The sequence below is a fragment of the Enterococcus sp. 4E1_DIV0656 genome, assembly GCF_002140695.1.
GTDB classification, from domain to species: Bacteria; Bacillota; Bacilli; order Lactobacillales; family Enterococcaceae; genus Enterococcus_D; species Enterococcus_D entomosocium.
In genome coordinates, this window is the sequence record NZ_NGLF01000003.1 from 114997 (window position 1) to 125138 (window position 10142).

The following is a 10142-nucleotide window of genomic DNA, read 5'->3' on the forward strand; positions in this document are numbered from 1 at the left end:
AAATAATACAAAGGGCGTGTTCAAATGTTAAAGTTAATAGCAGCAATGGATGAGGGTAGAGGGATTGGTCTAAACAATAAGTTATTGTATAAGAGCAAGTTGGATATGAATCATTTCAAAACGCTCACTGAAAAAGGAATAGTCGTTTATGGATTTAATACTTTTTCCTCCCTCCCTAATGGCCCACTTTCATCGAGACGAAACATTCTTTGGTCTAAACGAACAAACGAATTACCCTATTCTCAAGTTGAGATAATGAATACGAAAGAAATTCTTAGTCTATCAGAAAATGAAGATGTATGGGTGATAGGAGGAGAGAATACATATTTAGAATTTATCGACTTTGCTGATGAAATTGAATTAACTATTTTCGAAGGGCAAAAAAAAGCAGATACATTCTTTCCCGGTTTTGAACTATTTTTTGAAGAAACAACATCAGAGAAGTTTGAAGATGAAACGGTTAACGGAACTTTTATTAATTATAAAAAAATGGAGTTTTAGGGGTTTACATCTTATTATGTAGTGCTTATTTTATGAGTGTAGAAATACCTCGTTTCTACGCCTCCTTTCAATTTTCATTTTTATCCTTCTTAGTATTTGATATAACCTCTCTCATGTCAAACCTCCCTCTCCTTATTCTATAAACCTCCTATCTATTTTATTAATCTCATGTGCATTTCTTCTGATTCAATACTAAGACAATCAATAGCATCTAAGGGTGCTATTTTTTGTTGCTTTTTTAGAAGATGTAGTACAGAATAAATAGAGGGACTACGCCCTGAAATTGACCAAAAAACAAAGAGAGTGGGTAACATTGTATGGCAACTATTGAAGAAATGAAACAAGAAGCAAAGCTACGAATGATTCGCCTAAACTTACAACCAGCAGTATTAGAAAAATTTGAAGAAGGAACATTGTATATAACAAGTGCTCAAGGGGCAGTTAGAGAACTAAGTCCTGAATCGGATTATTTTGAACTGGTAGAAAAATTGAAAAAAGGGAATAAATTACCTTACCATCTTTTAGAAGACATCGATTCTGTATCTATTTTATTTGTATCAAATGAAAGCGCTGATTGGCCATTAGAGGAAGAGTATGCTAAGCAGCATAGCTATATGGCATACGTATCTGAATTTGAGTATCCAATTTTTGCAGAATCAGGATTTATTAGTATCATTTCAGGACCAACAGGAATTAAACGTGTAGGGTAATAACCTGGACTTAATAAATAAAACAGAGCCTCTAATCTTAGAGGCTTTTTTGGAGGAAATAATGACTAACAGTTTATCGGATTTTACCTATTCAGTTTATCTGAAGCATCGATTTAAAAAGCAATATTGTTCAGAATTTGATGATTTCGGATGTGTTGCGAAAACAACAAATGATATCGATAAAGCTTGTATGCTAGAACTGGGCTCCAATGCGTTGTTCAAAATGCAAGATGCCTTTATGTTCAGCCGTTGGAAAGTTGTTGTAACTCGTCAATCATTGACCCGATAATATTGAATACGCTTCAAATAAACATTGATTTCATCTCGGAGTTATAAGAAAATAGACAAAAGAGCTCTAGAATGATGAAGAAAAGATGTTTATGGAGGTGTATAGAATGGTTAAAAAGCAATATATTTTACGTACTGTAGATAGCGATTCTGAAAATACAGTCTTAGGTTTTTGGAAAATAGAGACTTTATCTGATGAGGATAGTTTACAGCTAGATTCAATAAGGAAAAAGTATTTTCACCGGGATGCAAATGTCGCTTTTCAAAGAGTGGAAAGTTTGGGATTCACTATAATCTCTGATACTCTATCAATTCCAAACGGTAGTAGCAATTTATACTTTATTGGAAATCCAACAAGTGAAAAAATGGAAGCGGCTATTTTTGGTCCGATTATTATTTGTAAAGACCTCATTGAGGAGTACACTATCACTGTTGAAGGCTTCAGCGATATGGAAATACAAGAACTTCTATTTGGCAAACTTTGGTCTGATGTAATTACTCCTGCTCAAGAGACTGTTCAAAATGTAATGGAGCAACAAATATTGACCGACGTGTTGAGGAATCCTCCAACAAACTTTGGTCGAGTTAATCAGGTAACCACTAATGAATCGATAATTATCAATTATTACCCTGATTATAACGAAATGAGTAGGTATATAATGGATTTACTATCTAGCTTTAAAGGCATCGACGAGCGGGACCAATTAATCCATCATTTCGATGAATGGTTAACCAATTTTATGTGGAATACTGCAGAGGACGAACGAAATAAAGACTTGGTATTAAGAATATTTTTCGTCCCAGAAGAAATTATTGAAGAACAATATGCTGATGAACATCTAGACAATTTTATGGTTTATGAGGTTGTAAATGGTACTCTTCGAAAAGATAATACGAAGTTTATACAAGAAAGCCTTGCAAAAAGTGGTTTCTATATTAATTCAAATAAAACTTGAAGAAGCTTAAGGGCTTCTTTTTTTTGAGGTGAAATGATGGAAGGACAAGAAATGAACGAACAAACAGAATTACTAATTCACAAAGCTGACATTTCAGCTCGTATACCATGGTTTAATACATTAACGGATGTTCCTAAAGAATTGAGCTTGAAGAATTGGAATCTAGCAACAAACTATCCTATTGACAACCATAAAGCAGAGAATTACGAATGTTTTTTACAAGCATTAACAAATGAATATGGGGTGCGATGCCACTCCCATAGAAATCCAAACAACTTACTTGATGATTATCTTCACTCGCAAATAGAATTTGACTTCAATTTGATAGTTTCTGACATGTTTTTTATATTTGAAGCAAAAGAGTATCTTCTTTTAACTCAGGAGAAAAACGAATAAAAGATAGAGAATGTATCGTCATGATACGTATGCTGCCGACTGTTCGCATTCTTGTTCGTTTATAAATCTCTTTTAGGCTGAAAAATATATCTATTCTTTAAAGATATAATCAAAAAATTTTTTACTGTTATATAATTAGTTTAAAATGTCGATTTATCAATGTTTAAATTTAAATCATAGGTTTTTTATTTTGTTTTCCACACAATTTGGCCATCTTTCTTCTTGACTAAATATGCGAACAAGTGTTCTAATAAGAGTATGAATTTCGCATCTTTAGTGAGGAGGATGGTCATGAACTATGAAATGAATCCGAAATTCATTTATGATAAAGAACCTTCGCGCGATATATTATGTATCGACTGTAAATCTTTTTATGCCAGCGTAGAATGTGTTGCTAGAGGTCTAAATCCTCTAAAAGCCAAGCTAGTAGTAATGTCTTATCCGAATGACACACCCGAAGAAATGGGGAGTGGACTAATATTGGCTAGTTCCCCTGAGGCAAAAAAGGCCTATGGGATATCAAACGTTTCACGGGCCAGAGATTTACCTTTTCCATATCCGAAAGATTTAGTAATCGCTGCACCAAGAATGCAGGTATACATGGATATGAACAAGAAGATAAATAATATTTACAAAGAGTTTGCTGACGAAAGCAATCACGCAGTTTACAGTGTAGATGAAAGTTTCGTCGATGTAACTGATTGCCTGAAATTATTTGGAGCTAAAGATGCAGTGGAGATGGCTAAAATCATTCAAACTGAAGTATACAAACAAACAGGAATCTATACTACAGTTGGAATTGGTGATAACCCGTTACTTGCAAAATTAGCATTGGATAATGAGTCAAAGCACAACCGAAACATGAAGGCAGAATGGCGTTATGAAGATGTTCAGAATAAACTTTGGGCTATCGACAACTTGACTGATTTTTGGGGAATTGGTAAAAGAACAGCTATCCGCTTGAAACGAATGGGAATAGAAACTATTTATGATTTGGCTCACGCAGATTATTATAGGTTGAAATCACAGTTCGGTGTATTGGGTACCCAGCTATATGCGCATGCATGGGGTATTGATAGGACGTTTATAGGACAGGCTTACACACAAAAGTCTAAGAGTATAGGCAATTCGCAAGTATTAAATAAAGATTATACCAGCAAAAAAGAGCTTGAAGTAGTAATCAAAGAGATGGGCGACCAAGTGGCCACACGTCTAAGGAGAGCTGGAGCAAAGGCTCAAGTCATTTCTTTATGGATAGGATTTTCTTTGGGATATACAGATTCTTCCGGCAAACGTGGCTTCCATCAACAATTGAGTATCCCTGCTACAAATTCTAGCAAAGAACTATCAGAGTATCTGCTTCAGATATTTGACAAACACTATAAATATCAAGATGTAAGAAACATCGGTGTTAACTGCTCTAAATTAGTATTTACAACATCGCTGCAGCTAAATCTCTTTGAAGACCCAGACGACCAACTGAAGGAAAGAAAAGTAGATTATATTGTAGATACTATCCGTCGAAAATACGGATTTAAGAGCATTGTCCATGCACACTCGCTTATGGCCGGAGCCCGAGCTATTACCAGGAGTTCCTTGGTTGGAGGGCACGCAGGTGGGCTATCTGGAATAGAAGGTGGACCAAGTGGTTCGAAGAACTAAAAAAGAATTTTCAGAATACAACCAATACCATGACCGACCTTTTCCGCTCAAATGGGGCACTGCTTATGCGATGGACGAGCTGGTTAAAGGTATAAAAGAAAACGAGAAAAATGCTACAAAATCAATCAAATCATTCGACCAAATGACAAGAGAAGAAATTGACGATGTTCTATCAGAAGCTTTTTTAAAAAATAAAAAAGTGTCTATCCAGCTAAATACTAGGGATAACATGGGTAGGCTTTTGGAAAGTATAGAAGGTGGATTTTATGGAGAAGCCTACGAAGATTACTTTGTTTGTGAGAACAGAAAATTTAAATGGGAGGACATACGACATATACATATCTTGGACCAAGACAAATGGTTCAAGGTCAGCGTCTTTGATTTATCAACAAAAAAGCCGCTAAGCAAGAAGATTAATAAGCCTGAAGTCGAGCTAATCAAGGATGAAACCTATCAAGATTTCTATGAGGAATAAACTCCGAAATGATATATGTCGTATCAAACTATTCAAATTAATCATGTTTTAACAATACGTATGCAGGAGAAGCCGTTATAGCTTTCCTGTATACTTTTTTATTTTGTTGATATCGTTGATATACTCTTATGGTATTATTATGATTAGATGGAGAAAATGAAAGAGCAGGAGTGAAACAATGAACCAGTTTAAGGGGTTATTTAAGTTCTTTGGTTTTGCAGGGATAATTGTAATCGTATTACTCTTTGCAATATCATTGGTTAAGGACAAAAGTGACAGGGAAGAAATGCGTTACTATAATGCTATAAATGGTTCAGTTACTGAAGAAAGCAGCAGTGATGAGCAAGTCACCGTAACAGTAACTGTAGATGAAACAGAAGAGTCTGAAGAACCACTTAGTAAAGAAGCTGCAGATGAAGTACTTAATGAGTATATTCAAAATTGGAATGACCAGGCAAATACTCTTGAAGGGCCTTTGCATATGGAATTTGATAGAATTGAATTAATTACTAAATATAATACACCATCAATAAGATTTTATGCTTCGGGGCAATACTTGAACAAATTGAAGGAGTTACAAAAACATTATGTTTCTAGGATAAACTCCCTTTCTAAGACGTCAGGCTCTAATTCAGAATGGCGCTCTGATTTAATTAATGAAACCTTCTACGGTGGCAATACGACTAGCAAAGTTTATGACTACGCTCTTGAATTTGTAGATTTTGTAAATATAAATATTTCAGAGTTAGACAAAGTTGCTGAAGCCTATGGAAATTCCGGTCATTTTGATTATGAATTATTCGTTTCAGAAGAAGAAAATAGTGGTGAGTTTATAAGCGTAAACTTCTACGATGGATATAGACATCTTATCATATCAGGAGTCTCTATCTAGGTATATTTATCTAGAAATTGAATTTAGTAAGAATTCTTGATATAATGGTGGTGATGAATAAAAGAAAGGGGTGAGAGATATGAGCAAACTAACGCTTGCTTTTCGAAAACTTAGATTACAGTATGCACAAGTAAAAGCTTTGAAAAACGATGCTAATTATGCACGCTATAAAGAGCAACGAGAAGTTTTGTTGCTACTATTAAAATCTCCATCTCTGCTTGTTTCTACTGAACGTAAAGACTATAGCCAAAATCGACTATATAAGTATACCAATGTTTTACTTGGATACTCACAAAACAAAGAAGATTATCAAATGCTTTTAAATGAGGTTAATCGATGAATGATAATATGAAGCTTTTCATGCGTAAAATGGAGAAGTTTAATGAGCAATTAGCGAATGAGGATATCTCTGCATCAGTTATACTAATTGGCGGCCAAGCAGGCCGCTTTTTATTAGAAGATTTTCGAATGACATATGATGTCGATTTTATGGTGAAGGCAATTAACGATGCTAGCAAAGCATCCACTTTTCGTGAGCTAATGTTTCAAAACGATATTGAGGATGTTACTGTGGTAGAAGTTCCGCCACTAGAGGAAATCGAGTTTCAAGATTCTATTGAATTTTCAAACTTAACCATATACATTCCGACTATTGAATACTTCGCCATCACAAAACTATTCAGCAACCGTCCTAAAGATGAGTATGATTTAGTAAACATTGGTATCATCGATGCATGCGACCCAGAAAAGCTCAATGAGATGATTCATCTTTACAAAGGGGATGTGTTGAATGTAAATGACCCCAATGCAAATTTCAACACGTTAAAAGATTTTCTTAAGAGTCGTGGAATTGAATAGCCTTAAATTTTAATTTAAACAACTAATAGACCAATAAGGTCTATTTTTTTTTAGGAGGAAATATTATGAAAAGAAATGGTATTAGGTTAAAAGGACATATTGGAACGTTTTATATTATTAAAGAAACGGAAGAATATGGAAGAAAAATTTATTTGCTGGAAAGTGAGATTTATGGAGACGATGCTAATCATGTTGTTGTAGACCAAGAGTGTAAAATATTGTATTCTAATGAATATAATGGTTTCTCAGATTATGAAGATGCTCTTGATAGCTTCTTATACCACCTCAAGGAAAAAGAGGGGGAGGAAGGAAAGAGAAGTGAATTCTGGGGGATTAGAAATGTTGACTGAGGTGGAACATGGGATTCAATTATAGAAAAAGTATTCGTGTTGGTAAAAAGAGCCGTATCAATTTAAGCAAATCAGGTGTAGGATTTAGTTTTGCAGCTGGATTATTACGATTAACAAAAACAGCTAAAGGCAGCAACCGTATGACGATGCACATTCCAGGCACTGGAATCAGTTATTCGAAAACTGTTGGTAAAAAGAAAAAATAAAAAAAGGAGTTTTCGTATGTTTGCAGGTATAGTAATCGTTTGGTGTTTAGGTATAGCATATTGTTCTTCCGTAATAGGAATTAAACCAACATTTTGGGGACAACTTAGAGGAATGCCTGGAGGAGCTGATGCCGTACCGTTAAGTATTACTAACGCTTTAATCATGTTAATAATGAACTTTGCTGGAGCATGGGTAATTTCAGATATTGGAGAAAGGCTATTAGCCCTTAATATTCCGGTTATCTCAACTGCTGGCGGATTCTTTTCAGCTTTGAGTTTCTTCTATTTTGGTATTCCAATGATGTATCTGCTTTTTGTCATAGTTGTTTCTTTTGTTAAAGGAAAGCTTTCATAGTATAAAGACCCAATGATAATTGACTTGGTCTCAAAATAAATATCCATATTGAATGATAATTTAAAATATTCATCCATAAAATGCTTGCAGATTCCCAAAAGGGTCTTTGCAAGTATTTTTTATTTAGGGCAGAACTATTTTAATCTCATAAACTAGCTGAGAAAACTATTGATATATAAGCGGTGTTATTATACTATTTATATGCTAGTAAAAAATAAATATAAGAGGAGGAATAGAGTGAAAAAGAAATTATTTACATTATTATTAGGATTTAGTTTTGTTGTATTGTTAGTTGGTTGTAATAGTAAAGATAAGACAGAGAATAAAACAGATGGCCCAGTTAACGGAGGACCAGCAAATGTCCAGTCTGATGGTGTAACTTCAAATCAGATTCCGCTATCAGAATTCATTGAAAGCTATACTTACTTCGTAAAAGTAGGCGCTATTGATAAATCATCGGAAATCGAGGAAATCTATAAATTTGAGGATGGTACAGTTGTTGCTGCAACGCCATACGATTATGAAAACCCAGTTACGCTTGGGGACTATTCTAAAATGAGTGATAAAGAAATTCAAGAATGGTTCGACAAAGTAGCAAAAGAAGATTATAAAGGAAAAATGGAAAGGAACGTCAGCCAAAAAGGCTACGATTTAGACGAGATTGAACCTGATGAAGATTTCTTCACCGCCGAAGACAAAGCAGCAGCCATTGCAGAGTATGATGCTAACATTGATAAATTGAATAAAATTGGCGGTCTTAGAGAATACCCTTACACCTTTAATCTTATTACTGATTCAAGTGGTAACATGGTTGAAAATGAAGAAATCATCTATGAAGAAGATGTTCTTCAAACTTACCTTACTCTAGATGAAGAGAGAAACTCGTACCTTAAGCCAGCCATTCTAGAAACAAGAATGGTTTATGAGGAAATGCGTGACCCAACAAGTGCGGAGATATATGACTCTACCTTTAGTGGATTTAATGGTTCAAACCTGGGTTTAATTGTTACCAGAACAGAAGAACCATTATTTGTTCATTTTGATGATTTAGTTCCAGAATCAGACCTTTTTAAAATTGATGCTATTCATATCGAAGATGAAACTGACTTTTAGTAATCCGTCTATAATTATTACATGAAAAATTACTGGATAACAAAGATTAAAATCATATCTGGGCAATAAAAAAATGTTAGACATATTAGCAATATTATGCAATACTATAAGTAATTAATACGTCGAAACAGCAGGCTGGGACTTTGTGAAATTCACATATGCTCCCAGCCTGTTGGAGTTTAGAGAACTTTGTATAATCTATGTTATGTAAACTAGGAAAAATCCATTTAAAAGGTCGAAATACTTTGTGAAAAAAACTGAAGGACATTTTACTACTTATTGGTACAAAGAAAGGAACGACTACACTGTGAATTTAGATATTTCTAAGTTTGAAGGAATCATTGAAATCCTTCAAAGAGATGCCGGGCATAAGCTTATGGTTAGCAGGCAGTTTAACAATTTATTCGTGCGCTCAGATACAGAGATTGAATCCGATTTTATGCTGCGCCTAAGCAATAAAGAATTCCTTACAGTTGCAAGACTCAGCTTCGTAAATAAGAGACAAGGATACGGAACACAAGTATTTGAATGGTTGAAAAAGTTTGCCAGAGAAAATGAGTATGAGAACATTATGTTTGAATCAGTATTAACAGCCGAGATGAAAGCATTCCTTGAAAAAAAGGGCTTTGAACGTCTATCTCCCGATAGCTATAATTGGGTTTTATCCCTAAGAAAATAGGTTCTCAGAGGGCATTTTAAAGGCCAGGTATGGCTTAACGGTTTGCCAAATTTTCTAAAACGTCTTAGAATCACCCTATATTCTCTTGAAAAAAGGTCATAAACGTTGATATATCAGTGATTATCGCTGTTTTTTGGCAAGTAAAAACATTTTTTCTTCTATTATATAGTCTTTTTATTGAAACTTTCACTCCCACAACCCTGCTCTCCATTTTTTTAGCCCTATGTCTACTACTCTACTCTATTCTATTTTATATCATTCTGGTCTACTCTACTCTACTTGCCTATTTATACTACTCTATTATAGAAAGTTGGAACTAACATGGATAAAGAAATTTTAAAACCAATACGCTTTCCTGTTTTTGAAGGTCACTCTTATCTAGTTACCTACTCTAACGAGGATGATGAGAAATTTGGAATGTATGTTAAAGCAATTGATGTTAATGACGCCATGAGACAAGTTGCAGTGCTGGTCCCTGGTTCAATTAAGATTATCGATGCAAAATTAGATACCCCTCCGTCTTCATTTTCTATTAACTAAGGGATTGACTCCCCTATTGAACGAATATATATATTGTTCATAAGGAGGAATGAATATGATACTAGATAATGAAATAAGAGACAGGCTACTTCGTTCTCAGTATGCGACCAGAGAACAACCAGAGACTAGGAGCACGTATTGGACTCCAGCTACTGAAGATG

General features: G+C 34.6%; 16 protein-coding genes. All 16 read left to right on the forward strand.

Annotated elements, in window-relative coordinates; all coding sequences use genetic code 11:
* Nucleotides 1-24: 24 nt before the first annotated feature.
* Nucleotides 25-501 carry a dihydrofolate reductase gene (locus A5882_RS18140; RefSeq protein WP_086373341.1) on the forward strand — a complete coding sequence of 159 codons (477 nt, stop codon included), beginning with the start codon at nucleotides 25-27 and terminating at the stop codon, nucleotides 499-501.
* Between the two features lie 317 nt (nucleotides 502-818).
* Nucleotides 819-1211 carry a hypothetical protein gene (locus A5882_RS18145; RefSeq protein WP_086373342.1) on the forward strand — a complete coding sequence of 131 codons (393 nt, stop codon included), beginning with the start codon at nucleotides 819-821 and terminating at the stop codon, nucleotides 1209-1211.
* A 61-nt stretch (nucleotides 1212-1272) separates the two neighbouring features.
* Nucleotides 1273-1500, forward strand: coding sequence for a hypothetical protein (locus A5882_RS18150; RefSeq protein WP_086373343.1), 228 nt, complete (start codon nucleotides 1273-1275; stop codon nucleotides 1498-1500).
* A 106-nt stretch (nucleotides 1501-1606) separates the two neighbouring features.
* Nucleotides 1607-2455, forward strand: coding sequence for a hypothetical protein (locus A5882_RS18155; RefSeq protein WP_086373344.1), 849 nt, complete (start codon nucleotides 1607-1609; stop codon nucleotides 2453-2455).
* 36 nt (nucleotides 2456-2491) lie between these two features.
* Nucleotides 2492-2851, forward strand: coding sequence for a hypothetical protein (locus A5882_RS18160; protein ID WP_086373345.1), 360 nt, complete (start codon nucleotides 2492-2494; stop codon nucleotides 2849-2851).
* 285 nt (nucleotides 2852-3136) lie between these two features.
* Nucleotides 3137-4513 (forward strand): Y-family DNA polymerase, encoded by a 1377-nt coding sequence (locus A5882_RS18165; RefSeq protein ID WP_086373346.1) that lies wholly within the window; start codon nucleotides 3137-3139, stop codon nucleotides 4511-4513.
* Nucleotides 4497-4988 (forward strand): hypothetical protein, encoded by a 492-nt coding sequence (locus tag A5882_RS18170; RefSeq protein WP_086373347.1) that lies wholly within the window; start codon nucleotides 4497-4499, stop codon nucleotides 4986-4988. Before A5882_RS18165 ends, A5882_RS18170 begins: the two co-directional genes overlap by 17 nt.
* A 178-nt stretch (nucleotides 4989-5166) precedes the next feature.
* Nucleotides 5167-5880 carry a hypothetical protein gene (locus A5882_RS18175; RefSeq protein WP_086373348.1) on the forward strand — a complete coding sequence of 238 codons (714 nt, stop codon included), beginning with the start codon at nucleotides 5167-5169 and terminating at the stop codon, nucleotides 5878-5880.
* A 79-nt stretch (nucleotides 5881-5959) separates the two neighbouring features.
* Nucleotides 5960-6220 carry a hypothetical protein gene (locus tag A5882_RS18180; protein WP_086373349.1) on the forward strand — a complete coding sequence of 87 codons (261 nt, stop codon included), beginning with the start codon at nucleotides 5960-5962 and terminating at the stop codon, nucleotides 6218-6220.
* Nucleotides 6217-6738 carry a DUF6036 family nucleotidyltransferase gene (locus tag A5882_RS18185; protein ID WP_086373350.1) on the forward strand — a complete coding sequence of 174 codons (522 nt, stop codon included), beginning with the start codon at nucleotides 6217-6219 and terminating at the stop codon, nucleotides 6736-6738. The genes A5882_RS18180 and A5882_RS18185 overlap by 4 nt, the downstream gene beginning before the upstream one ends.
* Before the next feature lie 65 nt (nucleotides 6739-6803).
* Nucleotides 6804-7088, forward strand: a complete 285-nt coding sequence (locus A5882_RS18190; RefSeq protein ID WP_086373351.1) for a hypothetical protein — start codon at nucleotides 6804-6806, stop codon at nucleotides 7086-7088.
* An 8-nt stretch (nucleotides 7089-7096) separates the two neighbouring features.
* Nucleotides 7097-7294 carry a DUF4236 domain-containing protein gene (locus A5882_RS18195; protein WP_086373352.1) on the forward strand — a complete coding sequence of 66 codons (198 nt, stop codon included), beginning with the start codon at nucleotides 7097-7099 and terminating at the stop codon, nucleotides 7292-7294.
* Nucleotides 7295-7310: 16 nt separating this feature from the next.
* Nucleotides 7311-7649: a hypothetical protein gene (locus A5882_RS18200; RefSeq protein ID WP_086373353.1), complete on the forward strand. Its 339-nt coding sequence runs from the start codon at nucleotides 7311-7313 to the stop codon at nucleotides 7647-7649.
* Between the two features lie 237 nt (nucleotides 7650-7886).
* Nucleotides 7887-8762 carry a hypothetical protein gene (locus A5882_RS18205; protein WP_086373354.1) on the forward strand — a complete coding sequence of 292 codons (876 nt, stop codon included), beginning with the start codon at nucleotides 7887-7889 and terminating at the stop codon, nucleotides 8760-8762.
* Nucleotides 8763-9009: 247 nt separating this feature from the next.
* On the forward strand, nucleotides 9010-9441 hold the full coding sequence (locus A5882_RS18210) for a GNAT family N-acetyltransferase (RefSeq protein ID WP_086373355.1): 432 nt from the start codon (nucleotides 9010-9012) through the stop codon (nucleotides 9439-9441).
* A gap of 321 nt (nucleotides 9442-9762) precedes the next feature.
* Nucleotides 9763-9981, forward strand: coding sequence for a hypothetical protein (locus A5882_RS18215; protein WP_086373356.1), 219 nt, complete (start codon nucleotides 9763-9765; stop codon nucleotides 9979-9981).
* Nucleotides 9982-10142: the final 161 nt, after the last annotated feature.

What these genes read in the sequence shown, in the direction of transcription:
- A5882_RS18145 (WP_086373342.1), top strand. Translation starts at nt 819, where the DNA reads ATGGCAACTATTGAAGAAATGAAACAAGAAGCAAAGCTACGAATGATT.
- A5882_RS18190 (WP_086373351.1), top strand. Translation starts at nt 6,804, where the DNA reads ATGAAAAGAAATGGTATTAGGTTAAAAGGACATATTGGAACGTTTTAT.
- A5882_RS18185 (WP_086373350.1), top strand. Translation starts at nt 6,217, where the DNA reads ATGAATGATAATATGAAGCTTTTCATGCGTAAAATGGAGAAGTTTAAT.
- A5882_RS18165 (WP_086373346.1), top strand. Translation starts at nt 3,137, where the DNA reads ATGGTCATGAACTATGAAATGAATCCGAAATTCATTTATGATAAAGAA.
- A5882_RS18160 (WP_086373345.1), top strand. Translation starts at nt 2,492, where the DNA reads ATGGAAGGACAAGAAATGAACGAACAAACAGAATTACTAATTCACAAA.
- A5882_RS18215 (WP_086373356.1), top strand. Translation starts at nt 9,763, where the DNA reads ATGGATAAAGAAATTTTAAAACCAATACGCTTTCCTGTTTTTGAAGGT.
- A5882_RS18195 (WP_086373352.1), top strand. Translation starts at nt 7,097, where the DNA reads ATGGGATTCAATTATAGAAAAAGTATTCGTGTTGGTAAAAAGAGCCGT.
- A5882_RS18200 (WP_086373353.1), top strand. Translation starts at nt 7,311, where the DNA reads ATGTTTGCAGGTATAGTAATCGTTTGGTGTTTAGGTATAGCATATTGT.
- A5882_RS18155 (WP_086373344.1), top strand. Translation starts at nt 1,607, where the DNA reads ATGGTTAAAAAGCAATATATTTTACGTACTGTAGATAGCGATTCTGAA.
- A5882_RS18150 (WP_086373343.1), top strand. Translation starts at nt 1,273, where the DNA reads ATGACTAACAGTTTATCGGATTTTACCTATTCAGTTTATCTGAAGCAT.
- A5882_RS18140 (WP_086373341.1), top strand. Translation starts at nt 25, where the DNA reads ATGTTAAAGTTAATAGCAGCAATGGATGAGGGTAGAGGGATTGGTCTA.
- A5882_RS18175 (WP_086373348.1), top strand. Translation starts at nt 5,167, where the DNA reads ATGAACCAGTTTAAGGGGTTATTTAAGTTCTTTGGTTTTGCAGGGATA.
- A5882_RS18180 (WP_086373349.1), top strand. Translation starts at nt 5,960, where the DNA reads ATGAGCAAACTAACGCTTGCTTTTCGAAAACTTAGATTACAGTATGCA.